Annotated in this window: 21 protein-coding genes and 2 pseudogenes; 11 read left to right on the forward strand and 12 right to left on the reverse strand. The window is 73.8% G+C overall.

Translation table 11 applies throughout. The features are described from left to right. Positions 1 to 68: 68 nt before the first annotated feature. Both P3H78_RS13555 and P3H78_RS13560 read right to left on the reverse strand, forming a co-directional pair. Positions 69 to 1,451 carry an ABC transporter substrate-binding protein gene (locus P3H78_RS13555; protein WP_276109181.1) on the reverse strand — a complete coding sequence of 461 codons (1,383 nt, stop codon included), beginning with the start codon at positions 1,449 to 1,451 and terminating at the stop codon, positions 69 to 71. Positions 1,452 to 1,748: 297 nt separating this feature from the next. Further along, positions 1,749 to 2,741: a LacI family DNA-binding transcriptional regulator gene (locus tag P3H78_RS13560; RefSeq protein ID WP_276109182.1), complete on the reverse strand. Its 993-nt coding sequence runs from the start codon at positions 2,739 to 2,741 to the stop codon at positions 1,749 to 1,751. 382 nt (positions 2,742 to 3,123) lie between these two features. On the opposite strand from P3H78_RS13560, the gene P3H78_RS13565 reads away from it, so the two are divergent. From P3H78_RS13565 to P3H78_RS13580, 4 genes are all read left to right on the forward strand, one after another. Then, complete coding sequence (locus tag P3H78_RS13565) at positions 3,124 to 4,851, forward strand: MFS transporter (protein ID WP_276109183.1); 1,728 nt, start codon at positions 3,124 to 3,126, stop codon at positions 4,849 to 4,851. Positions 4,852 to 5,286: 435 nt separating this feature from the next. After that, positions 5,287 to 6,186 (forward strand): hypothetical protein, encoded by a 900-nt coding sequence (locus P3H78_RS13570; RefSeq protein WP_276109184.1) that lies wholly within the window; start codon positions 5,287 to 5,289, stop codon positions 6,184 to 6,186. 387 nt (positions 6,187 to 6,573) lie between these two features. Then, a complete protein-coding gene (locus tag P3H78_RS13575; protein WP_276109185.1) occupies positions 6,574 to 7,050 on the forward strand; it encodes a Rieske (2Fe-2S) protein in 477 nt (158 codons plus the stop codon). A 138-nt stretch (positions 7,051 to 7,188) separates the two neighbouring features. Beyond that, positions 7,189 to 7,659 carry a pyridoxamine 5'-phosphate oxidase family protein gene (locus P3H78_RS13580; RefSeq protein WP_276109186.1) on the forward strand — a complete coding sequence of 157 codons (471 nt, stop codon included), beginning with the start codon at positions 7,189 to 7,191 and terminating at the stop codon, positions 7,657 to 7,659. 43 nt (positions 7,660 to 7,702) lie between these two features. Here P3H78_RS13580 and P3H78_RS13585 read toward each other — a convergent pair whose 3' ends face one another. Then, a complete protein-coding gene (locus P3H78_RS13585; RefSeq protein ID WP_276109187.1) occupies positions 7,703 to 8,641 on the reverse strand; it encodes a LysR family transcriptional regulator in 939 nt (312 codons plus the stop codon). Between the two features lie 75 nt (positions 8,642 to 8,716). Here P3H78_RS13585 and P3H78_RS13590 point away from each other — a divergent pair, with 75 nt between their 5' ends. Beyond that, a complete protein-coding gene (locus tag P3H78_RS13590; RefSeq protein WP_276109188.1) occupies positions 8,717 to 9,868 on the forward strand; it encodes a DMT family transporter in 1,152 nt (383 codons plus the stop codon). A 572-nt stretch (positions 9,869 to 10,440) separates the two neighbouring features. Here the strand turns inward: P3H78_RS13590 and P3H78_RS13595 are convergent. Further along, positions 10,441 to 11,772: an aminotransferase class I/II-fold pyridoxal phosphate-dependent enzyme gene (locus tag P3H78_RS13595; RefSeq protein ID WP_276109189.1), complete on the reverse strand. Its 1,332-nt coding sequence runs from the start codon at positions 11,770 to 11,772 to the stop codon at positions 10,441 to 10,443. Positions 11,773 to 11,807: 35 nt separating this feature from the next. Between P3H78_RS13595 and P3H78_RS13600 the strand changes: the two genes are divergently transcribed. Beyond that, positions 11,808 to 12,494: a pyridoxamine 5'-phosphate oxidase family protein gene (locus P3H78_RS13600; protein ID WP_276109190.1), complete on the forward strand. Its 687-nt coding sequence runs from the start codon at positions 11,808 to 11,810 to the stop codon at positions 12,492 to 12,494. Further along, positions 12,494 to 13,126, forward strand: coding sequence for an FMN-binding negative transcriptional regulator (locus tag P3H78_RS13605; RefSeq protein ID WP_276109191.1), 633 nt, complete (start codon positions 12,494 to 12,496; stop codon positions 13,124 to 13,126). The genes P3H78_RS13600 and P3H78_RS13605 overlap by 1 nt, the downstream gene beginning before the upstream one ends. Before the next feature lie 47 nt (positions 13,127 to 13,173). On the opposite strand, the gene P3H78_RS13610 is transcribed toward P3H78_RS13605, so the two are convergent. From P3H78_RS13610 to P3H78_RS13625, 4 genes and pseudogenes are all read right to left on the reverse strand, one after another. Beyond that, positions 13,174 to 14,154 (reverse strand): DMT family transporter, encoded by a 981-nt coding sequence (locus tag P3H78_RS13610; RefSeq protein ID WP_276109192.1) that lies wholly within the window; start codon positions 14,152 to 14,154, stop codon positions 13,174 to 13,176. Positions 14,155 to 14,332: 178 nt separating this feature from the next. After that, positions 14,333 to 15,337 (reverse strand): EamA family transporter, encoded by a 1,005-nt coding sequence (locus P3H78_RS13615; RefSeq protein ID WP_276109193.1) that lies wholly within the window; start codon positions 15,335 to 15,337, stop codon positions 14,333 to 14,335. A gap of 250 nt (positions 15,338 to 15,587) precedes the next feature. After that, positions 15,588 to 16,157, reverse strand: a pseudogene (locus P3H78_RS13620) (Clp protease N-terminal domain-containing protein); the annotation flags it as partial. Positions 16,158 to 16,323: 166 nt separating this feature from the next. After that, entirely contained in the window at positions 16,324 to 16,962 is a 639-nt protein-coding gene (locus P3H78_RS13625; protein WP_276109194.1) for a PadR family transcriptional regulator, read from the reverse strand. 258 nt (positions 16,963 to 17,220) lie between these two features. Between P3H78_RS13625 and P3H78_RS13630 the strand changes: the two genes are divergently transcribed. Then, positions 17,221 to 18,036, forward strand: a complete 816-nt coding sequence (locus P3H78_RS13630) for a class I SAM-dependent methyltransferase (RefSeq protein WP_276109237.1) — start codon at positions 17,221 to 17,223, stop codon at positions 18,034 to 18,036. Positions 18,037 to 18,219: 183 nt separating this feature from the next. Beyond that, the gene (locus tag P3H78_RS13635) at positions 18,220 to 19,038 is read left to right on the forward strand and encodes a PhzF family phenazine biosynthesis protein (RefSeq protein ID WP_276109195.1); all 819 of its coding nucleotides are present in this window, start codon (positions 18,220 to 18,222) and stop codon (positions 19,036 to 19,038) included. Positions 19,039 to 19,138: 100 nt separating this feature from the next. Here the strand turns inward: P3H78_RS13635 and P3H78_RS13640 are convergent, their stop codons facing one another. Together P3H78_RS13640 and P3H78_RS13645 are read right to left on the reverse strand one after the other, a co-directional pair. Continuing rightward, positions 19,139 to 19,939 (reverse strand): CPBP family intramembrane glutamic endopeptidase, encoded by an 801-nt coding sequence (locus tag P3H78_RS13640; RefSeq protein WP_276109196.1) that lies wholly within the window; start codon positions 19,937 to 19,939, stop codon positions 19,139 to 19,141. A 284-nt stretch (positions 19,940 to 20,223) separates the two neighbouring features. Beyond that, a complete protein-coding gene (locus P3H78_RS13645) occupies positions 20,224 to 21,741 on the reverse strand; it encodes a glutamate-cysteine ligase family protein (protein ID WP_276109197.1) in 1,518 nt (505 codons plus the stop codon). A gap of 573 nt (positions 21,742 to 22,314) precedes the next feature. Between P3H78_RS13645 and P3H78_RS13650 the strand changes: the two genes are divergently transcribed. Both P3H78_RS13650 and P3H78_RS13655 read left to right on the forward strand, forming a co-directional pair. Next, positions 22,315 to 22,899 (forward strand): hypothetical protein, encoded by a 585-nt coding sequence (locus P3H78_RS13650; protein ID WP_276109198.1) that lies wholly within the window; start codon positions 22,315 to 22,317, stop codon positions 22,897 to 22,899. A 425-nt stretch (positions 22,900 to 23,324) separates the two neighbouring features. Continuing rightward, positions 23,325 to 23,528: a DUF5999 family protein gene (locus P3H78_RS13655; protein ID WP_276109199.1), complete on the forward strand. Its 204-nt coding sequence runs from the start codon at positions 23,325 to 23,327 to the stop codon at positions 23,526 to 23,528. Positions 23,529 to 23,822: 294 nt separating this feature from the next. On the opposite strand, the pseudogene P3H78_RS13660 reads toward P3H78_RS13655, so the two are convergent. Together P3H78_RS13660 and P3H78_RS13665 are read right to left on the reverse strand one after the other, a co-directional pair. Next, positions 23,823 to 23,981 (reverse strand): annotated as a pseudogene (locus P3H78_RS13660) (response regulator); the annotation flags it as partial. Continuing rightward, positions 23,978 to 24,646: a potassium-transporting ATPase subunit C gene (locus P3H78_RS13665; RefSeq protein ID WP_276109200.1), complete on the reverse strand. Its 669-nt coding sequence runs from the start codon at positions 24,644 to 24,646 to the stop codon at positions 23,978 to 23,980. The gene P3H78_RS13665 and the pseudogene P3H78_RS13660, both read right to left, overlap by 4 nt. Positions 24,647 to 24,651 lie beyond the last annotated feature (5 nt).

Here is a 24,651-nt window from a genome sequence, read left to right on the forward strand (position 1 = left end):
TTCGGCAGGGGGGATGCCGTCCCCGCCGCAGTGGGGTCGGAGGGGACGCTCTGGGTGGAGGCGACCGGTCAGCCGGTCACGTCGAGGGACTGCTTGCGCAGCGAGTCCACGCTCTGCGACTGGGTCTGCTTGAGCACGTCGGCGAGCGTGCCCTTGCCGCCGACGGCGCCCGCGGTGCCGTCACTGATGAAGCGGTAGGTGTCGGTCATCGTCGGTCCCCAGGTGAAGCCGTTGTCCACGTCGGCCGACGCCTTCGCGAAGACGTCGAAGATCCGCTGCTTGCCGTAGAAGTCGACCGGCTGCTTCAGCGCCGGGAGGTCCAGGCCCGCCTTCGCCGCCGGGTAGAGGCCGCCCTCGCGGTTGAGGATCTCCAGTGCCTTGGGGTCGGTGTCGAGCCACAGCGCGAACCGGGCCGCCTCCGCGGGGTGCTTGCTGCCGGAGAGCACGGCGGTGGTCGAGCCGCCCCAGTTGCCGGCCTGCTGGTCGCCCGGGTGCCACTGCGGCATCGGGGCCACGGCCCACTTGCCCGCCGTGGACTTGGCGTTGTCGCGGATGGTGCTGTAGCCCCAGGCCGCACTGATCCAGGTGACGACCTCGCCGTCGTTCCAGGACTTGTACAGCGCGGGCGAGAAGCCCTGCAGGTCGGTGGCGACGAGCTTGCGGTCGATCAGCTTCTGCCAGTAGTCGGCGACCTGGCGGCTCTCGGGCCGGTCGACCGTGACCTTCCAGGAGTCGCCGTCCCGCTGGAACATGGTGGCCTTCCTCTGCCACAGCAGGCCGGTGAACCAGTTCGGGTCGGTCTGCGAGAAGTGCGTGATGTACTTGCCCGCCTTCTTGAGCCTCACCGCGTCCGCCGCGTACTCGTCCCAGGTCGTGGGAGCCTTCAGGCCGAGCTTGTCGAAGACGTCCTTGCGGTAGAACAGCGCCATCGGGCCGGTGTCCTGGGGGACGGCCCAGATGCCGTCCCTGCCGTCGGCTCCGAAGCCGACCTGCGACCAGGTCCAGTCGACGAACTTCCGCTGTGCGGCGTCCACTCCCGGGCACTTGGCGATGTCGCGCAACCCGTCCTTGAGGCGGAAGCTCGCCAGGGAGTCGTACTCGACCTGGCCCAGGTCAGGGGCGTTGCCTGCCTTGAGGGCGTTGGACATGTTCTGGTAGGTGCCCGCGTTGCCGGCCGGGGTGGTCTTCAGCTCGACCTGCACGTCGGGGTGCCCGCTGTTCCACAGGTCCACCGCCTTCTGCATGCCGGGGACCCACGACCAGTACTGCAGCGTCACCTTGCCGGAGGACGGCTTGCAGGACGAGCCGTCCGCACCGCCGTCCTTCCCGCCACCGCCGCCACCGCCGCCACAACCGGTCGCCGTGGTGAGTGCCACGACCGCCGCTCCGACCATGCAGCGTCTGACCAGAGAGGTCCTGATCAGGGATGACGTCCGCTCGCCTATCGCCATGAGGTTGCTCCTTGCACCGGGTGTCCCGCTCCGACAAGCAATGGCGGCAACCTTCACAACAGGAATCCACAAAAGTCAACAGGCCGTGCGGAAATTTCCCACTCCGAGTCCACTTCGTGACGCACCCACAAAGACGCCGACAGAGGCGTCCAATCCTCTCTGAGCTGCACTTTCATTGTTCTTATGCATGCGCGTCGCGCGCCGCTCTCGTCAGGCGCAATCGATTACGCTACGGTGTGCGCCGAACCATGGCGGTGCGGTGTCGGGGTGGGTGGGACGCCTCGGCAGGCGCACCGGTCAGACCGAGGCCCGCGCGACGAACTCGGCCCTCACACGGACGGTCTTGGGCACGCGTCGCCCCTCGAAGCGCTCCCTGAGCAACTCGGCGGCGGCACGGCCGACGTCCTCCGCGGGATAACGGATCGTCGTCAAGCGCGGCCGCACCAACGAGGCGAAGGAGGCGTCGTCGTGGCCCACGAGCGCCACGTCGCCGGGTACGTCGATGCCGAGTTCGTGCGCCTTGCCCAGGGCGCCGACGGCGATCACGTCGTTGGCGCAGAACACCGCGTCCGGTGGGTAGCGCCGGCTCATCAGCTCGGCGAACCCGGCGGCTCCCGCCTCCCGGGTGTGCTCACCGCGCACCACCAGCGCTCCCGGCAAGGAGGTGCCGAACTGGGGGGCGAGGGACCTCAGAAGCTCCAGGCGGGGGTCCCCGCCGGTCGCGTCCCGGGGGCCCGCGATCATCGCGATGCGGCGGCGACGCGCGGCTGTCACTCCCTCCAGCGCCTGCCGGGTGGCGGCCCGCGCGTCGGGCGTCACCAGATCGACCGGCCCGAAGGGCACATCCGCGCTCACGACGGTGGGGATACCGGCCGTGGACAGGGTGTCCAGGTCCTTGGGCAGCAGACGGAACGGAGTGATCACCACCCCGGCGAACCGCTGCTGCACCGCCTCGGCCAGCAGCGCCCGCTCCTCCTCGCGGTCGGCCCGGGTGTTGCAGACGACGACGTGCATACCCAGTCCGCGGAGTTCTTCCTGGAGCGTGGCCGCGAGCTGCGCGAAGAACGGGTTGGCGATGTCGGGCACGATCAGCGCCACCAGACTCGAGCGTCCGGTCCTCAGGCTGCGCGCCGCAGTGTTCACGGCGAACCCCAGGTCAGCGATGGCGGCCTCCACCGCCGCACGCGTCGCCGGGGCGACGGGCCGCTTGCCGGACAGGACGTAGGAGACCGTGGCGGTCGACACGCCGGCGACCCGGGCGACGTCCGCCATGGTGACCTGCTCACGCACTGCTCACGCTCCTTTCGCGCCGTCACCCTACTTCACGGGTGACAACAGAATGGAAGCGCTCTCATTCGGCGCGACGAACACGGACAAGCAGGGCAGCTTGCGCCCGTGGGCGTCCGACAACCGGCCGGCGGGCACGAGCAGCGCCACCAGGATCGGCAGACAGGCCGGCGACACCCACCCCGCCGCCGGCGACGTGCGGATCCCGGTACGCGGACTGTCGCGGGCCGGCGGGCTGTGTCGCCCGCTCGGGTCCGTACAAGCGCGTCCCGCCACCCTGCGGTGTGCACGACGTGCACCCTGAACCGGGGAGCCGGAAACAGAGGCCGGTCCCGGCAGCGGCGTGCCCGTCCGGGGCGGGCCGATCGAACGTCAGGACGCATCCGTGCATGGGCGAAACGGGACACGGCGGATCAGGGAACCGTCCGAAGGGGGTGCGCCGTCGGCCGCCAGGGCGCTGTTCTTCCTCCTCGCCGCCGAGAACCTGCTGATCAACTACACCGCCACCGCCATGAACGTGGCCCTGTCGGCGCTCGTCGGGGACCTGCACACCACGCTGAGCGGCGTGCAGTCGGCGATTTCGCTGTACGCCCTGGTGGTCGCCGCGTTCTTGATCAGTGGCAGCAAGCTCGGCAGACGCCACGGGTACCGGCGGGCCTTCGTCACCGGCGGCGGCATCTTCGCCCTGGGGGCGCTGATCAGCGCCCTCGCTCCGAGCCTGCCGTTCCTGCTGCTCGGCTGGTCCGTACTCCAGGGGCTCGGCGTGGCGCTGATGCTTCCGTCGCTGATGGCGATGCTCACCGCGACCTTCGCCGGGGCCGTACGCACCAAGGTGCTGTCAACCCTGGCCATGACGTCCGGGATCGGTGCGGCGGCCGGTCCCGTTCTGGGCGGCGTGATAACCAATTACCTGACCTGGCGCATGTCGTTCCTCCTGGGCACCGTGATCACCCTGGCCGTGGCAGGCCTCATCCGGTGTACGGTCGGTGCCGGGTCGTTCCCGGGACGCTCAGGACAGCGCTTCGATGTCCCCGGGGTGCTGCTGTCCACGACAGGACTCGTCCTGCTCGTCGTCGCGGCCCTGTCTGCCGGGCGGTACGGCCTGCTCAGGGCCCGGCAGGATGTCGTGGTACTCGGCCACACGCTGTTGGAGCGTGGCGGTCTGTCACCCGTCCCCGTGCTGTCGGGTACGGGGATGGTGGTCCTGGCCGCCTTCGCCGGCTGGGAGCTGCGTCTCGTCAAGAGCGGAAGGGATCCGCTGGTCCACGTGACGGTGCTGCAGAACCGCACCGTCCGGACCGGGATCTCGACCCAGCTGATGCTGATCCTGGTACCCAACGGCATGCTCTTCCTGGTACCGGTCTTCCTGCAGACGACTTTCGGATTCGGTGCCCTGCACTGCGGAATCGTGCTGCTCCCGATCACGTTGGGGCTGATGGCGGCCGCCCCGCCGGCCGCCCGGCGCATCGGACAGGGGAGGATGACCCACCGCGCCGCTGCGATGGGGGCGTTCGCCTGCATGGGCGTCGGTTGCGTCGCTGTCGCCGTTCTGTTCAGTCCGCGTGCACAGGGAGTGGCGGCGGTGGGCCTGGCACTCGCGCCGGGCATCCTCCTCGTCGGGCTCGGCCGAGGCATGGCCACGACGCTCACCGACCTCGTCCAGTCGGCGCCCGACCGGGACGAGGTGAGCGACGTGACAGGACTGTCGTACACGGCCGGCTATCTGGGAGGTTCATTCGGAGTCGCCCTCGCCGGTGCCTTGATGGCCACCTCCCTGCTGTACGCGTTCGAGGCCGGGGTGAACGACAGCAGGGTCCTATCCACCGCCCAGAAGGAGCAGGTGACGCGGGCCGTGGAGCACCAGGTCCAGATCACCGCCGTGTCCGACGACGCCCTGCGGGCGAAGGCGGCGTCACGGGGCATCACGGGTACCGCGGCCGACGGGATCGTACGGATCAACGCACGTGCCAGGGAGCAGGCGCTGACCGTGTCGGCCACCGGCATGGCCGTACTGGCCGTGGTCGGCTGGCTGATGGCGCTGCGTCTGCCCATCCGTGCCGGGATCGCGACGGCCGCGAGCGCGGGACGTGAACCCCCTGCGCACGGCCGGTAGTGCCCGCCCGTCCGCGCCGTTCCACCGGTGGAGCCGCGCCGGGGGCGCCGAGGGCGACCACCGGCTGCGCCGGGGAAACCCCGCCCCGCTCTTCGGTGCCCGTGCCCGTGGCCTGCGTGCCGGCGCTTCCCGAGCCGAGACCTCGCTGCGGCCCCGGTCCGTCGGTCCAGCGAGACAAGCCTCGCGTCGTCCCACCTGGCAGCGGCCTCGAAGAACTGGCGGAGGCCGTCCCGGTGACGCCCCTGTTCCGCGGCACCGGGCTCCCTACACCCCAGAGGCAGGCCGCGGCACTGGTCGGGTCGGCGGAGCCCGCCCCTCCGGTGAGCCGGGTACGACCGCCCGCAGGCAGCGGGTGCCCCGGTGTGGCAGACATGCCGGGGGGAGGAGACGAGACAGGATGGAAGGACGAATTCGTCCCGGGAGGAGGAGTGCGGCATGGCCGGACCCGGCTCTGGCGGTCCCGAGGGCGTGGAGGGGGGCAAGTCGCGGTTCGACGACATCTACTGCGGGCCGGACCCACGCGCGTACTTCAGGCGGCTGGCGCCGCTGGAGTACGAGATCCCGCACCATGCCCAGCCGGTCTTCCGGCAGGCTGCCACCGAGCGGGCCGCACTCGACGAGGGCAGCACCCACGGGCCGGCGGTACTGGACGTGTGCTGCTCCTACGGGATCAATGCCGCGCTGCTCAACCACGACGTGACCCTGGCGGAGATGTGTGAGCGGTACACCTCCCCTGGGAGCCGGACCCTGTCGACGGCGGAACTCAGGGCATCGGACAAGGCTTTCTATGCCGCGCGGCGCCGGCCGGACCCGGTGCCGGTGTTCGGCCTGGACGTCTCGGCCCCCGCCGTGCAGTACGCGCTCGAGGTGGGTCTGCTGGACGCCGCTTTCACCGACGATCTGGAACAGGGCTCACCCAGCCCCAGGCTGCGCAGCGCGCTCGCCGATGTCGGACTCATCACGCTGACGGGGGGCGGCAGCTATGTCACCGTCCGCACGTTCACGGCACTGCTGACCGGTGCTCGCAGACCGGTATGGGTCGACGCGTTCGTGCTGCGGACGGTGTCGTACCAGCCCATCGCCCGCACGTTGGCCGTCCACGGCTTGACCACCACCGTCGACGTGTCTCGCACGTATCCACAGCGCCTCTTCACCGACGAGCGGGAACAGCGCTATGCAATCGCGGCGGTACGAGCGCTGGGGGGCGACCCCACAGCCCACGAGGAGAACGGCCGTTTTTACACCCTGCACTACGAGTCCCGGCCCGATGCGCCACGACAACCGGTGAGTCGACCCCACCGGGACGGCGGCGGGGCGGCGCCCGGGCCCGGTTAAGCGTTGCCGGAGTGAACCGGGCCGGCATCTCCGGCCGGCGGCCCGTGCCCGGATCGAAGCCCTCGCCCCTGCCGGAGGGACTGCGCCCAGTGCGAGCGCCTGGACGTCGGCTGCGGGAGGCCGCCGCCACACCGCCCGCGCTCATCCAGGAGCGTGATGCAGCGGGTCGCGACGACTTCCTTGAGCATCACCCCGGGCCACCGGGGAGTTCTCCCGACGGGGGACACGGCCCGCCCGCGTCCCGCGCCGCGGCCGGCGCCGCGGCCGGCGCCGCGGCCGGTCGCTGCCGCGAGCGGCCTCCCGGACCGGCCCGGCCGCTGAACGCCCGGCCCTCGCGGCCCGTACCCCTGGGTGGAGTCACGATGCCTGTGCGGAAGGGACGTCAGCATGACCAGCGAATCGCTTCAGCCCCCGGTGGGACCCGCCCGGCGGACCGTCGTCGCGGCGGTGGGAGCGGCGGGGCTCGCCGCCGCGCTGACCGCGTGCGGGTCCGACGACATGTCCTCGAAGGGGGCTTCCGACAGCGGTGGGGGCAAGGGCGGTTCGGACGGCGGCAGCGTCTCCGTGGGCGCCGCCGGGACCGTGGTCGCGAAGACCTCCGACATCCCGGAGGGGGGCGGCATGATCTTCAAGGAGCCCGCCATGGTCGTCACCCAGCCGACCAAGGGCGAGTTCAAGGCGTTCTCCAGCAAGTGCACCCACCAGGGCTGCCCCGTGACGGGGATCAGCAAGGGTGTGATCACCTGTCCGTGCCACCACAGCGCCTTCTCCATCGCCGACGGCAGCGTCAAGCACCTGCCCGCGACGCAGCCGCTGGCCTCCGTGCGGATCGACGTCGCCGGGGACGAGATCAAGCTGGCCTGACGCCGCATGGGACCGGCCGGCGTTGCGCGCGGACGCAGGACGACTCATCCTTTTCTGACGTGATGTCAGAGGTACTCCCCCGGTCGGGACGGGCGGGATGCACGCCCTCTGGCACGACGTGAGAGAAGAGGGGGGCGGATGACCGCCACACAGCGCCGGGGCCGGAAGATCATGATGACGCCGGTGGAGCTGGACGAGTTCCTCACCACCGCGCGCACCTGCCGGGTCGCCACGGTGTCGGCGGGCGGCGCCCCGCACGTGAGTGCCCTGTGGTTCGCCTGGGACGGGACCTCGCTGTGGCTGTACTCCGTGGTGCGCAGCAGGCGTTGGGCCGACCTGCGCCGCGATCCGCGCGTCGCGGTGGTCGTCGACACCGGTGAGGAGTACGACCAGCTGCGCGGCGTGGAGCTGTCGGGCACGGCCGAGTTCGTGGGCGAGGCGCCGCGCACCGGGGAGCTGTGCGCCGAACTCGACGTCCCCGAGACGCTGTTCGCCCGGAAGAACTTCGGCCTGGAGGAGATGCCGCACGACGGGCGGCACGCGTGGGTGCGGCTGACCCCGGAGAGGACCGTCTCCTGGGACTTCCGCAAACTGGGCTCCGTCGGCTGAGGCTCCGTCCGCCGGGGCACCCCTCGCCGGCCGCGGCACCGGGTCAGCCCGCCGGTTCCCCGCCCTCGGTCCGCTCCCCGTCCGCGATCCGCTCTCCCGCCGCGCGCAGGGCGTCGGCCGCCGCGCGGATCGAGGGCCGGCGGTCGGCGTCGGCGCGCCACACCGCGTAGACGTGCCGGCGTACGGCCTGCCGCACCGGCACCGCGCGCACGCCCGCGGGCAGCGGTCCGCGCCCGAGCCGGGGCGCCACGCACACCCCGAGCCCCGCCGCCACCAGCGCGAGCTGGGTCGCGTGTTCCTCGGCCCGGTGCGCGATACGCGGTTCGATGCCCTTGGAGCGCAGGGTGTCCAGCAGCCACTCGTAGCAGAACTCGGCCTCGCCCCAGGTCACCCACTCGTCGCCCGCGAAGTCCTCCAGGTCCGCCTCGGCCCGGTCGGCGAGCGGGTGTCCGGCGGGCACAGCGACGTCGGCCGGGTCGTCCAGGACCGGGGCGCGGCCGAGCCCCTCGGGCACGGGCAGCGGCTTGTTGTACCAGTCGAGCACCAGGGCCAGGTCGACGTCGCCGCGCAGCACCGCGCGCAGGGCGGGCGCGGGCTCCATCTCCCCCGTGGTGACGCGCAGTCCGGGGTGCCGGGTGCGCAGGTCGGCGAGCGCCGCGGGGAAGAGCCCGCGCGCCGCACTCGGGAACCCGCCGAGCCGCAACTCGCCGACGACCTGCCCTCGTTGCGCCTCCAGGTCCGACTGGGCGAGCTCCACCTGCGACAGGATGCGCGCCGCGTGCTCGGCGAGGAGGCGGCCGGCGTCCGTGAGGCGGACTCCCCGGCCGTTGCGCGCGAGGAGCGGCTGGCCGACCTCCCGCTCCAACTTGGACATCTGCTGGGAGACGGCCGACGTCGTCACGTGCAGCCCGTCGGCCGCGCCGCTGACCGAGCCGTGACGGGCGAGTGCGTCCAGGGTGCGCAGGCGCTCCAGATTCAACATGTAAGTGATTCTACGAGATACCGACCACGTATTCTCGATTGTGCTACGACGTCTCCAGACTGCATGGTGGGCACCATGAGCAACCCGACCGTCTCCCGGCCGACCGCGCCCCGCCCGGCCGCCCTCCCCCGCGGCCCCCTCCCGTGGCGGGTCCGTTTCGCCTTCCTGTCGTCCGTGTGGGGCTTCAGCTTCCTCTTCATCAAGGTCGGCACGGAGGGCTTCGCACCCTTCCAGGTCACCTTCGGCCGGCTGCTGTTCGGCACGGCGGTGCTCGCGGCGGTGCTGGCGGTGAAGCGGGAGCGGCTGCCGCGCGGGGCGCGGACCTGGGGACATCTGGCGGTCGCGGCGTTCCTCCTGAACGCACTGCCGTTCTCGCTCTTCGCCTACGCCGAGCTCACCATCCCCTCGACCCTCGCGGGCATCTGCAACGCCACCTCGCCGCTGTGGGGCATGGTCCTGTCCCTGGTGGCGCTCTCCGAGGACCGCCCCACCCGGGTGCGGGTCGCCGGGCTGGGGCTCGGCTTCCTCGGAGTGCTGACGGTGCTGGGCGCCTGGCAGGGCTTCCAGGGCCTGGACGCCACGGGCACGGCCCTCGCCCTGCTCGCCTCGGTAAGCTACCCGGTCGGCTGGATCTACGTCCGCCGCACGCTGGCCGGCGCGCCCGAGTCGCACCTCTCCCTGACCGGCGGCCAGCTGCTGCTGGCCACGCTCCAACTCGCCGTCGTCACGCCACTGTTCACCAGCCTTCCCAGCCACCTGCCGGTGCTGCCGCTGCTGGCGGTCGCGGCACTGGGCGCCCTGGGCACGGGGCTGGCGATGCTGGTGCAGTACGGCCTGGTCGCCGAGGCCGGGCCGACGACCGCGCAGATGGTCACCTACTTCGTGCCGATCATCGCCACCGCCGCGGGTGTGGCGGTGCTCGGTGAGCACCTCACCTGGTCGACGCCGGTCGGCGCGGTGATCGTGCTCGCGGGAGCGGCACTGACGCAGGCCCGCCCGAGGTCCGGCACGGCCCTGCCCCGCGAGGCCGCGGTCCGGCCCGCGGAGGCGCCGCGGCCGGCCGTCGCCGGGGCCGACGGCGGGCACCGCGACGGGCCGCAAGGCCTGGCCGCCGGGCCCGGGCGGCCCGCGACGGCCGCCGCGGAGCCTGCCGCCGGTACGGCCGGCGCCGTGACCGGCATCGAGGGCCTGGCCGCCTGCGCGACCGGGGAGGCCCCGGCAGCCTGACCGCCTCCTCCCCCTCGGCGCCGGGCGGTCTGCGGAGAGGTCACGGACGCGGGGCGCCGCGGCGGGCACCGGGGCCGGTCCGGACGAGGGTGCACGGACGCCAAGGCCCGGCGGCCGGGATGGACGTCGGACACCCCTCATACCGGCTGCTGGACGCCGAGCCGGGGCGCGGACACGAACGGAGCGCCCGCCGGAGGCCGCACGCTTGATCCCGGCTCGGCGCTCGGCCACGGACAGGGCCGACCGGCAGCCGAGGCGGACGCCGGAGGCGTGCTGCTGAACGCCGGGACGCGCGCGACGGGCGCCGGGTCCGGACGAGCGGTCACGGACACGGAGGTCCGGCGGCGCGGGCGAGCGCCGCTCCACGGCTCGGTCACGGACGCGGAGGCCCGGCAGCCGGGGCGGACGTCGGACACCCCGTGCCGGCTCCTGGACGTCGAGTCGCGGCGCGGACACGAGCGGGCCGGTCCGGCGGCCGGGACGGACGCCCGGCACCGGGCGCCGCGGCGCGGCGCGGCGCGGTCGCGGACAGCGGTCCGGCAGGCGCCGGACCGCCGGACCCTCACCCCCGCCTACACATAACTCCGCGCCGGCTCCGGACCCAGCGCCGCAGCCACCGCGTCCGCCAGCGGAGCCGCCTCCTGCGCGCTCAGCGTCGCGACGGTGATGCGGACGCCGGGCGGCGCGCCCAGCCGGAAGCGGGCACCGGGGGCGACGGCCCACCCGGCCTGCAGCAAGCGGGCCACGGCCCCCGTCTCGTCCGGCACGGGCACCCACACGTTCATGCCGCTGCGCCCGTGGGCCCGCACCCCCCGCTCGGCCAGGGCCGCGATCACCGCGTCCCGCCGTCCGCCGTACGCGGCGGCCACGGCGGCCGTGTCCAGGGCGCCGTCCGTCCACAGCCGGACCACGGCGCGCTGCACGAGCAGGCTCACCCAGCCGGGGCCGAGGCGCTGCCGGCCGTGGACCCGGCCGACCGTGACCGCGTCACCGGTGAGCAGCGCGAGGCGCAGGTCGGGCCCGTAGGCCTTGGCGACCGAGCGGACGAAGGCCCAGTGCCGGGTGGCACCGGCGAGCGGGTGCAGCGGCAGGTCCACGATCCCGTGGCCGTGGTCGTCCTCGATCACGAGCACGTCCCGGTGCTCCCGCAGGACCGCGCGCAGGGCGCGGGCGCGCGGTGCGCCGACCGCGGCGCCGGTCGGGTTCTGCGCCCGGTCGGTGACGATCAGGGCCCGCGCCCCCGCCGCGAGCGCCCGGCGGACGGCGTCGGGCAGCGGCCCCTCGTCGTCGATCGCGACGGGGACCGTGCGCAGCCCCAGCGCGGGGACGAGGTCGAAGACGCGGCCCCACCCGGGGTCCTCGACGGCGACCGTGTCACCCGGCTTGAGGTGGGCGGCGAGGACGCGTTCGACGCCGTCGAGTGCCCCGGACAGCACGGCGAGCGGGCCCTCGGGGACCCCGTCGGCCGCCAGCCCGGACCGGGCGAGCCGCTCCAGTGCGGGGTCCACGGCGGTGTCGCCGTACAGCACCGGGTCCCGGTCTCCCGCCGCGGCGGCCGCGGCGAAGGCGGGTGCCAGCGGCGGCAGCAGGGCCGGGTCGGGGTTGCCGCTGGAGAGGTCGCGCACCCCGTCGGGCACCTCCACCCGGATGTGGTCCCGTCCGGTGGTGGGGGGCGCGGGCCGGACCCGGCTGCCCCGGCGCCCGGCCGTCTCGATCACCCCGCGCTCGCGCAGTGTGCGGTAGGCCGCCGCCACGGTGTTGGGGTTGACGCCCAGCTCGATCGCCAACTCCCGCATGGGCGGCAGCAGTTGCCCCGGCGCCAGGGAGCCCGAGCCGACTCCCTGTTCGACGCTCGCCGCGATCTCCGCCGCGCGCCTGCCCTCGATCCGATATCCTCCTAGCACAAAAGAGATTATGCACTAGCGCAATGGAGATGGCAATGCAGGGGACCCCGCAGCCGACGTCACCGCCCGACGACGCCTACACCCGCACCGACCGCACGGTCCCCACCCGTTCGGCGGACCGGGCGACGTACGACCGTGAGACGGTGCACGCGATACTCGACGAGGGCTACGTCTGCCACCTCGGCTTCGTCCGCGACGGCGCGCCCGTGGTGCTGCCCACCCTCTACGGCCGGGTCGGCGAGCGGCTCTACCTGCACGGCTCGACCGGGTCGCGCCCGCTGCGCATGGCCGGCCGGCCCGACCCGGGGCTGCCGGTCTGCGTGACGGTGACCCACGTCGACGGCCTGGTGCTCGCCCGGTCCGCCTTCCACCACTCGATCAACTACCGCTCGGTCGTGGTGCACGGCACCGCCCACCAGGTCACGGACCCCGAGGAGAAGCGCTCGGCACTGGACGCGCTGGTCGACCACGTGGTGCCGGGCCGGTCCGCCGACTCCCGCCCGGCCAACGCCAAGGAGCTGGCCGCGACGGCGGTGCTCCGGCTCGACCTGGGCGAGGTCTCCGCCAAGCTCCGCACCGGCGGTGTCAACGACGAGCCCGAGGACCTCTCCCTCCCCCACTGGGCCGGGGTGGTCCCGGTCGCCCGGCACTACGGCGCGCCGCTCCCCGACGCCGCCCTGGCGCCGGAGACCGGGCTCCCGGACTACCTCGCGGCGCTGTGATGCTGATCCATCCGTGGGACGCGGCGCGCGACGGCGCCGAGTGGCAGCACTGGCTGACCGGCCGCGACTTCGGCCAGCTCGCGGTCAACGGGCCGCCCGGCGAACCGCCGTTCGTCCAGCCGCTGCACTTCGCCTACGACCCCGGGCGGGGCGACGCGGTCACCCACCTCGCCCGCCCGAACCCGCTCTGGCCCGCGCTGGAGGCGAACCCGACGGTGCTGCTGAGCGTGGTCGACGACTACGTGTTCGTCCCCGGCCCGTGGCAGGCCGCCCCGGAGGACCCGCCCGAGCACGGCGTCCCGACCAGCCTGTACGCGGCGGTGCAGCTCACCTGCACCGCGCACGTCGTGGACGACCCGCAGGAGAAGGCCGCACTGCTGAACCGCCAGACGGGACACTTCCAGCCGGAGGGCGGCTCCGCCCGGGCCGCGGCCGGCGAGGAGCCGTACGGGCGGATGCTGCCCGGCATCCGGGGGCTGCGGCTGGAGGTGCTGGCGGTGCGCGCCAAGTTCAAGTACGCGGGCAAGAAGCCCGCGGAGATCCAGGAGCGCATCGCGGGCGGCCTCGCGGAGCGCGGCGGGCCGGGGGACGCGGCGGCCCGCGGCCACCTGCTGCGGCGGCGCGAGGCGTGAGCCGGGGGGGGGAGTCCCGCGGACCGCGGGACTCCCCCCCGGCGCCGTCACACCGGGAGCGGGTCGGGCTCCGCGCGGGCGGCGCGCACCGCCCGCGCACCGCGTGCCTCGGCGTACGCCAGGGCCGCCACCGAACCCAGCATCAGCGCCGTGCCCGCCAGGGTCGCCGCGGTCAGCCGCTCGCCGAGCAGCGCGACCGCGAGCACGGCGGCGCTCACCGGCTCGAGCAGCATGATCACGGAGACGGTCGCCGACCGCACGACGGCCGCCCCGGCGAAGTACAGGGCGTAGGCGAGCGCGGTGGGGACGGTCGCGATGTAGGCGACGAGGCAGAGCAGGCGCACCGGGTCGGCGGTGTGCGGCACCGCGCCGTGCACGAGGGCGAACGGCAGCAGGCACACCGTGGTGACCGCGAACGCCCCGAGGGTGGTGGCGGAGTGGTCGGTCCCGCCGTCGCGGCCCCACCAGCGGGTCAGCAGGGTCATCACCGAGTAGCCGGCCGCCGAGGCGAGTGCGAGCAGGACACCCCACGGGCGGACGGTGGCACCGCCGCCGCCGAGCACCAGCACCGCGAGCCCGGCGAGCGCCCCGGCGACGGCGGACAGACCGGGCCCGCCGAGCCGTTCGCCCAGCGTCAGGCGGGCGCCGAGGGCGATGAGGACGGGGCCCGCACCGAGTGTGACCACGGTCGCCACGGCGAGCCCGGTCGCCGAGACGGCGGCGAAGTAGGCGGTCTGGAACACGGCGAGGCCGAGTCCGGTGGCGAGCGCCCGCAGCGCCCTGCTGCGCAGCGGGAGGACGGCGGCGGCCCGGCTCCGGCGGGCGCGGTCACGGGGGCGGGCGAGCCGGGCCGCGAGCAGCAGCACGGTCCCGGCGGCGCACCGCCAGAAGGACAGGACCACCGGGCCCATGTCGCTGGTCCGGTAGACCAGGAGGGCGGCGGCGCCGGCGGTGCCCCAGGCGGCGCCGGCGACGATCAGGTAGAGGAGGCCACGCCCGACGGGCAGGCCGAGGGAAGGCTGGGACACGAGTCGTCTCCGCAGAGGTCGGAAGTACGGGGAGGGACCCCGGTCGAGCGGGGTCGGCGGACTTCTTCTGCGGGCAGCACCGTTCAGCCCGGCGCAGTGCCGGGCTCGATCACCGGAGGGCCCGCCTCAGGCGGCCGGAGGCGGAAGAACGAGTGCGCGGTCGTACATGATCGACACTCTAGGCCGCCGTCCCGCGGGCCGACAACTCCCGCTCCGCCCCGCCGCTGGCGACCGGGTCCGGGGAGCCCTTGGCCGGGGCGGACGACTGGGCGATGAAGGCGCCCAGGAGCACGACGGCGCCGCCGGCGACCTGCGGCGCCGAGAGGTGCTCGCCGAGGAGCACCCAGGCCAGCACGGTCGCGACGACCGCCTCCAGGCAGGCCACGACGCCGGCGACCTGCGGCGAGAGCCGGCGCACGGAGAGCACCCCCGTGGCGTACGCCAGGACCGTCGCGACCAGCACGATCCAGGCGAGCAGCAGCGCGGCCGGGACCGGGGAGCCGTCCATGGTCGCGGAGCCGGCGAGCACCTTCCAGTCCAGGTTCCAGGGGCGGGCCACGACCGTCAGGACCACGGCACCGACGAGCAGCCCGTGGGCGATGACTCCGAGCGGGTCCGGGGCACGCTCGCCCCGCGTGCCCCCGTGGTCGGAGAGGATGAAGTACCCGACCTGGCAGCAGGCGGCGCCGAGGGCGAGGAGCAGCCCGAGGAGGTCGAAGCGCAGGCCGGACCAGACCTCGACCACGCCGGCCAGACCGGCCGCCGCGAGGACCACCCCGAGTGCCGCGGCATGGGTCACGGGACGGCGCTGGACGAAGCGCACCCAGCCGAGGACCAGGGCCGGCGCCAGGTACTCGACGAGCAGCGCGACACCGACGGGGATGCGGGAGAGCGCCGCGAAGTAGCAGGCCTGGACTCCGGCCACGGCCAGCAGTCCGTAGCCGGCGAGGAGTACGGGCCGGGTGCGCAGCAGGGCACGGTGCCGCAGCGCGAGCGGCAGCATGACCAGGGCCGCGCCGGTGACCCGCAGCCACACCACGTGCAGCGGGTCGAGGCCCGCCGTGATCAGCGGCTTGGCCGCGACCCCGGAGCCGCCGAAGGCGACCGCGGAGACGAGCGCCAGGCCCAGCCCCGCGCCCCTGCCGGCGGTGCCGGGATTGCTCTTGGACGTACGCACCGGCACATGATGACAGGCGATGACATGAGCGTCACCCCTGATGGCACCTGTCTCATCGGCTGGACGGGCGACCACCTCGGCCCGGGGCGGTTCCGGCACCTCCGGTGCATTCCCCTGCGCGGCCCCCGGCATCGTTGTCAGAGCCGTCACCAGGGCTGCCTGCCGGGGCGCCGCGGCCGCCGTCCGTGACGGGGGCGAGGCGGGTGTCCGCGGCCGGGTCCGGGCCGGACTCCGGGGCGCGGCCGGAGCCGGTGGCCAGCCGGGCCGTGAGGGCGCGGGGGTCGACACCGGCGCGGGCGAGCACGTCGACGGCGCGGGCGTGCGGCTCCGCGACGATGGCCGCGAGCAGGTCGGTTCCGCGGGCCGGGGAGCCGCCGGGACGGCCGGTCCGCCCGCAGGCGTACGCGAGGGCGGCCGCGGCCAGCGGCGAGAGCCCGTCGGCGGCGGCCGGGGCGAGCAGCGGCAGACCGCCGGACGCGGACGGCGCGGACGCGGATCCCGGGGATCCCGGGGATCCGGAATGCCGGGCGCCCGCGTCCTCGACGCTGCCCTGCCAGCGCAGGCCGTAGCCGATGCTGCGCTGCACGAGATAGCCCAGCAGCCGGGCGATCTGCGGGGTGCCGTCGAAGACGGCGCGGACCTCCGGGTCGGACTCCAGCAGCGAGTGCAGCAGATGGGCGGTGTCGACCTGCCGGTCCCCGTCCCGCACGGCCCGCCGGCGCGCACCGGCGACCGTCGCCTCGAGTTCGGCGCTGAGCCCGGCGTCGTCGTCCGCGCGGCGGCTGTCCGGCTCGGCGGCCGACTGCCTGGGGATACGGGGTTGCACGCCCCCACCCCATCAGCCCCCGGGGCCGGGCACATCACCGGCAGGAAGCATTCCGGCGTCCCACGGACAGTGCACACACAGGCCCCGGATCTCCTCCCTGAGGAGGAGATCAGACCGCGGAGCGGCCCCGCGGAGAGGTCCGCGGGGCCGCTCGGCCGGCTGGTTCTCAGTGCTCGTCGGCGAGGATCAGGTACAGCTTCCTGCGCGCCTCGTTGATGACGGTGAGCGCCTTCTCGCGCTGCTCCTTGCTGCCGGTCTTCCAGACCTGGCCGAAGGCCTCCATCAGGCCGAACCCGGCCTGGCGGATCTCGGTCAGCGCCTCCCAGTCGACCCCGCGCGAGGCCTCCTCCCAGGGGGCGTCGGCCCCCTCGTCGGCGGCCGCGCGGCCCGCCCCGGTGAGCGAGAAGAGCTTCTTGCCCCCCTCGCTCTCGCTGGCGATGAGCCCCTCGTCCTCCAGCAGTTGGAGGGTGGGGTAGACCGATCCGGGGCTGGGCTTCCAGGCGCCGCCGGTGCGCTCGGCGATCTCCTGGATCATCTCGTAGCCGTGCATGGGGCGCTCCTTCAGCAGCGCGAGGATCGACGCCCGTACGTCTCCGCGCCGGGCCCTTCCGCGGGGTCCGCCCCGCCCTCGGCCACCACCCCAGGGACCGGGACCGAAGCCCGGCCCGAACCCGGGGCCGCCGGGACCGAAGCCGCCACCGCCGGGACCGAAGGGCCCGAAGGCCCCCCGCCGCCCGTCGAAACCGTCCCGGCCGCTCCGGGGGCCGCCCTGCCGGTGCCCGCGCTCGAATCCATGGGTACGCATCGTCACCACTCCATTCCGTCGTTGATCTGTCGCGATGCCTCAACGATATATCGGCAACTTTCTTGCGACAAGGCCCGCTCAGGAAGACGGCTGTCCCGCGGCAGCGAATCTCGTCCGATTGCCACTGACCTTCGGCCACCGGTACGTTCCTGCCCCGGAACGTCGATCGTTGCGGTGGGAGGCGTGGTGGGGGCACCGGCTCATGCGGAGGGAGATCGCGCGGTGACCGACGAGCAGGAGCGGGCGCAGCCGTCGGGGGTGTGGGCCACGGCCGTGGGGGTGGCCAGGGTGCGGGCGCTGGAGACCGAGCGGGAGAACGCGCTGTTCCGCGACCCACTGGCACGGGCCTTCGCCACCGCCGGCGGCCTGTGGCCCTCCTCGCCGCCGCTGCCCGATGACGAGGCCGCGCGCCGCCGCAGGCGGGCCGTGTCGTTCTCCATCGTCATCAGGACGAAGTTCCTCGACGACCTGTTGCACCAGGCCTCCGCGTCCGGGGTCCGGCAGGTCGTGCTGCTCGGCGCCGGCATGGACAGCCGGGCCTTCCGGATGGACTGGCCCGAGGGCACCCGGCTGTTCGAGGTCGACACCGCCGCGCCGCTGGACTTCAAGGCTTCGGTGCTGCGCCGGGAGCGGGCCGTCGCACGCTGCGAGCGGATCACCGTCGCGGTGGATCTGCGTGAGGACTGGCCAAGCGCGCTGGTCGCCGCGGGGCACGACCCGACGGTGCCGACCGCGTGGATCGCCGAAGGGCTGCTGATCTATCTGCCCGAGGATGCGGTGGAGCTGCTGCTGGCCCGGATCGGCGCGCAGTCGGCGGCAGGCAGTCGGATGGGGCTGACGTGGGGCTCGCGCGGCGTGATCGAGCGCTTCGGCGCGGACGCCGTGCCGGGATCGGCCGCGTCCATGTGGGTCTCGGAGATGCCCGACGACCCGGTGGGCTGGCTGGCCGGGCACGGCTGGGAGGCCGCCGGCCACACCCTGCGCGAGCGCGCTGCCGCCTACGGCCGCCCGGTCAGCGCCCCTCCGCAGCGCGAGGAGCGGCCCGGCGGACTGATCTCGGCGGTCCGCCGGTAGAACGCCTCCAGGCGGTCAAGCTTCAGCGGCCATCGGTCAGGGTTCACTGTCGCAGGACGACGGCGTCCCGCGCGGGCGGACCACGCGGGCACGTGGGACAGGACGGGCGGCCGTCCTCCGTACGAGCCACCGGGCGCGGATTGGCCTTGGGCGGTGCGCCGGTCGGGGCCCTACGGTCGGGGCATGCGGATCCGAATCGTCGACGCCTTCACCGACCGTCCCTTCGCCGGCAACCCGGCGGGAGTCCTGCTGCTCGACGCCTTCCCCGAGGACGAGTGGCTCCAGAAGGTGGCCCTGGAGGTCAACCACGCCGAGACCGCGTTCGCCCGTCCGCTGCCCGAGGGCGGGGAGGCGGACTGGGCGCTGCGCTGGTTCACGCCCGCCACCGAGGTGGCGATGTGCGGTCATGCCACGCTGGCGACCGCGCACGTCCTGCACACGACCGGCGCCCACCACGGCCCGGTGCGCTTCGCCACCCGCAGCGGGGTGCTCGTCGCGGCGCCCGCCGAGGACGGCACCATCACCCTCGACTTCCCCACCGCCCCGCTCACCGCCGTCGAGGTGCCGGACGGCGTCGCCCGGGCTCTCGGGGCCGTGCCGATCGCCGCCGCCGACACGGGGCCGCACGTCGGCGACCTCCTCCTGGAGCTGGCCGACGAGGAGGCGGTGCGCGCGGTGCGGCCGGACCACGCGGCACTCGCCGCCCACTCGGAGCGCGGCATCATCGCCACCGCCCGCGCCGGGGACCCCGGCCGGGGCTACGACTTCGTCTCCCGCTGCTTCTTCCCGAACGTCGGCATCGACGAGGACCCCGTCACCGGCAGCGCCCACACGGCGCTCGCGCCCTTCTGGTCCGCACGCCTCGGCCGCACCGACCTGATCGGCCTCCAGGCGTCACCACGGTCCGGCCTGGTCCGCACCGGGCTGCGCGGCGACCGCACCCTGCTGACCGGCGGCGCGGTCACCGTCATCGACGGCGAACTGCTCAGCGGGGCGTACTGATCCGGAGATCCGAGGATCCGCGGCGCCGGGGACGCCGGGGGCGCGGCCCGCGCGCCCCGCTCCGCGCGGGCCGCCGGCGGACCCCCACCGCCGGTCGCCGTCAGGCCGTGGGCAGCCAGCCCACCTTCCCGGCCAGCAGCGCGTAACCGACGAACGCGCCGATGTCGAGCAGGGAGTGCGCGACGACCAGGGGGCCGACCCGCCCCCACCGGCGGTAGAGCCAGACGAAGACCACGCCCATCACCAGGTTGCCGAGGAAGCCGCCGATGCCCTGGTACAGGTGGTAGGAGCCGCGCAGCACGGAGCTGGCGACGAGCGCGGTGCCCGGGGTCCAGCCCAACTGGCCGAGCCGGCGCAGCAGGTAGCCGACGACGACGACCTCTTCGAGGATCGCGTTCTGCAGGGCGGACAGGATCAGCACCGGGTACTTCCACCACACGTCGGGCAGCGCCTCAGGCACCACCGTGAGGTTGAAGCCGAGGCCGCGCGCGGCGAGGTAGAAGGCGATGCCGGTGCTGCCGATGACCGCGGCGACCGCCGCGCCGCGGCCCAGGTCCGGAGCCGGCCGGGTCCGGTCGAAGCCGAGGCCGCGCAGGCTCGACCCCTCGCGCAGCAGCAGGTGCGCGACCAGCGCGACCGGCACCAGTGCCGAGGCGATCCCGAAGAGCTGCCAGGCGAGGTCGAGCCAGGGCCGGCCCGGGGCGGCGGAGGCGTTGAGGGTGGCCGCCTGGTCCTTGAGGCCGCCGGGCTTGGTGACCGCGCCGACGAAGCTGATCAGCGCGGACACCCCGCTCGCCCCGAGCGAGAGGGCCAGGACGAGGATCGTCTCGTCGCGGAAGAGCCGCCGCGCCGGCTGCTCGCGGGGGTAGGGATCGGCCACCGGCCCTGTCTCCGCCTGCACTCTGCCTCCAGTCGACCAGCCGCCGCGCCCCGTCCTCGTCCGGCCAGGGTCCCGGAAGGGTGCCGCGCGCGGTGCGCGACAGGCCGGACGGGGGCGTGCACCCCGTGGGAGTCACAGCTTGCCGCATCGCCCCGGACGGTGGGTCGGCACCCCCGGCGCAGGCCGGTCGGCGGGGGCGGGCGCGAGGCGGGCCGGGCGAGCGGGCCGACGGCCGACCGGGCCGCGTGCTCGGTCGGCCCGGTCCGGGGCCGGCGTGGCCGGGACGCCCCGCTCCGCCCCGCGGGTCAGCCCAGCGGCACCGGCTCCGGCAGCCCCACCGGCCAGGTGTGCACCGGCTCCCCGACGTGCATGAGCTGGCAGTACCGCCGGGTGGTGGCGGCCAGCGCGGCCTCCCGGGTGTACCCGTGGTCGAGCGCCCGGTGGAAGGTCGCGACCTGCCAGGACGCGCCGTTGACGCGGCGGCGGCACCGCTCCTCGATCACTCCCAGGTAGAAGTCCCGGTCGGCCGGCTCGACCCCCCAGCCGTTCAGGCCGGACTCGGCGAGCGGCAGCAGTTCCTCGCGGACGAGACTGACGGCGTCGACCTCGGCCGTGCCGGCGTAGCGTCCGCGCCGCGGCCAGGTCAGGCGGGCGTCGATGCCGTACCGGCAGGCCGCGTCGAAGTTGGCGGCCGCCGCCTCGAACGGGAGCCGGGACCAGACCGGCCGCGACTCCTCGGCGAGGGCGCGCACGAGTCCGTAGTAGAAGGCCGCGTTGGCGACGACGTCGACGACGGTCGGGCCGGCGGGCAGTACGCGGTTCTCCACCCGCAGGTGGGGGACGCCGTCCGCGATGTCGTAGACCGGGCGGTTCCAGCGGTAGACGGTGCCGTTGAGCAGCACGAGTTCCCCGAGCTTCGGGACGCCGCCCGCGTCCAGCACGTCGAGCGGGTCCTCCTCGTCGCAGATCGGCAGCAGGGCCGGGAAGTAGCGCAGGTTCTCCTCGAACAGGTCGTACGCCGAGGAGACCCACCGCTCGCCGAACCAGGTGCGCGGCCGGACGCCCTGCGCCTGGAGTTCGGGCGGGCGGGTGTCCGTGGACTGCTGGAACAGCGGGGGCCGGGACTCGCGCCACAGTTCGCGGCCGAAGAGGAAGGGCGAGTTGGCGCCGAGCGCGATCTGCACGGCGGAGGCGGCCTGCGCCGCGTTCCACACGTCGGCGAAGCGGCCCGGGGTGACCTGGAGGTGCAACTGCACGGAGGTGCAGGCGGCTTCGGGCGCGATGGACTTCGAGGTGCAGCTCAGGTGCTCCACCCCTTCGATGTCCAGGTGGAAGTCCTCGCCGCGGGCGGCGACGATCTGGTCGTTGAGCAGGGTGTAGCGGTCGGCGGCCGAGAGGTTGGAGGAGACGAGGTCGTCCCGGTCCAGGGTCGGCAGAATGCCGATCATCGCGATTCCGGCGTCGACCTCCCCGGCTTTCCGGTGGGCGTACGCAAGGGCCGTGGTGACCTCTTCGGCGAGCCGGTCGAATACGCGGGCTCCGAGCCGGTGGGGGGCGATGTTCACTTCCAGGTTGAACATCGCGAGCTCCGTTTGGAAATCACGGCTCGCGATGCGCTCCAGCACCTCTGCGTTCAACATCTTCGGCATGCCGTCGGAGCCGACGAGATTCAATTCGATCTCCAGCCCCATGAGGTTCTTGGGGCGATCGAACCGCTTCTCCTCCAGGAGCCTCTCGAGCCCCTGCAGGCACCGCCCGACCTTGTCGCGGTAGCGGTGGCGATCGGACAGGTCGAACTGGCCTGCCACGACCTTCTCGCCCATCGCAGTGTCCCTCCGTGCACGGGTGGGCCGGCTTTCCGGCCGTCTGGGGTCCCGGTCAGGTGTGATGATGCCCCGCCGAAGCGATCGATAACGTCCCGCATCCGCGCGACGGCGACTAGGCTGTTCCGCAAGTCCACCGGCACATTCACGAGGCATGCCGCGCAGAGCACGTTTCCGGCCCGCCCGGAAGTCGTGAAAAACGCCGACGAGAACGAGCCGACCGCTGTCCGGCCCTCGCCCGAGGTCACGGTGCTTCAGCCCTCCGGAAATCGGGATCATTTCCGCGTATGGGCGACCGAATTGGGCCTTGCTTTTCGCCCCGGAAACGGCTAGGCGAAACACGATATGAACATGTGTCGTATAAACTCGCCCAGAAGGCAGAAGGCTGGCGCCACGGACCCGGCTCCCGACGGCCCGGGTTCCGTGTGCGGGCCGCACCTCGCACTCCCTCGCACGCCCCTCGCCCACCACCCCGGGCCGCGCCCTCCCCTGCCCTCGAGAGCTGACAGCGCCGTCCGCCCCCGCCCCGCGCCCCCGCGCCACCGTGCCTGTCGACAAGAGAGGCGACCCACCATGCCGCTGCACGTCCCGCCGGCTCCCGCGCCCGCACTCCGCTCCGTCCTCACGGCCCTCGGTTCCCCCACCGCGGTCCGCGAGGCCCGAACCCCCGCCCTGCGCGCAGCCCAGGGTCCGGTCACCCCCGAGCTGCCGCTGCCCGTGCACGTCCTGGACCGGATCACCCCCGAGGGGATCTCCGCCACGCGGCTGGCGGGCTGGCGCTTCCTGATCCGCAGCGGCGGACACGCCGTCGCCGCCGCCGACACCATGCTGACGGCCGACGGCTGGGCCTTCTCCCACTTCTTCGAGGGCCCCTACGTCGCCTCCACCGAGCACGCGCTGCGCCAGGCGGAGGCGATGCCGCAGCCCTACCAGCCGCGCCTGCTGTCGGTGCCGGGCCTCTACATGCTGACACTGTGGCTGCACGACAACCTCGCCGACGACGGCGCCGGGGGCCATCCGGTCGCCACGGACATCCTCGTCCCGCTGGCGCCGGCCCCGCCCGGCATCGCGGCCCACCGGCCGCTCGGGGTGGCCGAGCTGCTTCCCGTGCTCACCCTGCGGGCGACGCCGGTCCGGCTGCTGGGCTCGCCCGCCTGACATCGGCCCGGCCGCCGCTCCGGTCCCGCCTCAGTCGCTCCCGTACCCCGTCGCCGGTATTTCCCGGAGGCGGGGTACACGCTGTTTACCGGAGGTAAAGATCCCCCGGTGCGGAAATTCGCTCGTACGAGCCGCATTTAGCTCGCATGAGCCTGCCGCCAGGGACGACCCGGGCGGACTAGCCCCATCCGACCACCCCGAACCACCCGAAAGGACAGGGCAGTTGGGGCGAACCGTCCACCCGGGTGAGGCGTCCTCCACCGGTGAGGAGCGGTCCGTCGAAATGCCTGCGGAATCATCTCCTTCGGGCAACACTGGTTTCCGACCGACTTATCAAACGGGGGGCGGCCATGGAGAATGCCACCAGCCGCGGAACACACCTGACAGACAGCCCATACGACACGACACACCGAGAGATCCCACCCATGTGCCAGCACCAGCCACCGTGCCCCTCATCGGACTCCGCCGACCGGGAATCCGCCCGCCTCGTGGCGCACCACCCGGAGCAGGGATGGAGCCTGCTGTGCAACGGCGTTCTGCTCTTCGAGGACACCGGTGAGCTCCTGCCCGACGGCAAGATCATCGCCCCGCACCGCCCCCTGGGCGGCCAGGTGATGACCGCCGCCTGACGGCATCCGGGCGGCCCGCTCCGCCGCCCGCGCACCACGAGGGGCCGGACCGCACCCGTCTGCGAACCGGCCCCGACGCACGTCCGGACCCGGCTACTCGGCGTAGCCGCCCGGGAGCGCTGCCGTCACGGCTCGGAGCGGTACCCCGTGCCGGGCCCGGTGACGAGGCGGCGGGGGGTGGACCGGGTCGGCCTCCGGCCTGCGGCGGATGCGGGCCGTACAGGACCGCAGGCAGCCGGGCCTGCCGCTCCGGCAGACGCTCCGGGCTTCGCGGGTGGCCCGCTCGGCGTACGGGTCGGCCGTCACCACGACCGGCGGGTGCGCGGCCGCCGGCCGGAGGGCCGTGGCGCCGCAGGGCGCCGCGTCCACTCCGTACCGGCGGGCCCGCACGGTGATCACGAGGGTCCGGACGAGCCGGGGGCCGTCCTCCACGTCCAGGACCCGGACCGTCAGTGGCCCTTGGTCAGCGCCCTCAGTGCGGTGTTGAGGGCGAGGACGTCGACCCGCGGCTCGCCGATGAAGCCGAGGGTGCGGCCCTGTACGTGGTCGTCGACGAGCCGCTCGACCCGGGCGACGGGCAGGTGGTTGCGGGCGGCGACGCGGTGGACCTGGAGCCGTGCGTACTGCGGGGAGATGTCCGGGTCGAGGCCGGAGCCGGAGGAGGTGACCGCGTCCGCGGGGACGTCCGCGGGCCTGACGGTCCATCCGGGCACCGTGTTGTCCCTGACGACGGCGGCCCTGGCATCCTCGACCTGCCTGATCAGCACCGTGTTGTCCGCGGCGAGGTTGGTGGCGCCGGACAGGATCAGTGTGTACTGCGTGTTGACGCTGTTGGTGCCGAGCCCGTTCGACGGGCGCCCCTGGAACCACCTCAGGTCGGGAGCCGGGGCCCGCCCGCCCTTCTTCGGGGGCAGGTCGTACCGCTGCCCGATGAGCGAGGAGCCCACGACCCTGCCGTCCGCCTCGACCTCGGAGCCGTTCGCCCTGCCGGTGAAGAGGGCCTGGGCGACGCCGGTGACGGCCAGCGGGTAGAGGACGCCGGTCACCAGGGTGAGCACGAGCAGGGCACGCAGCCCCGCCCCCAGCAACCGGGCGGTGTTCACAAAGGAGTTGTTCATGTCCT

This window comes from Streptomyces tropicalis, from assembly GCF_029269835.1.
GTDB lineage: Bacteria > Actinomycetota > Actinomycetes > Streptomycetales > Streptomycetaceae > Streptomyces > Streptomyces tropicalis.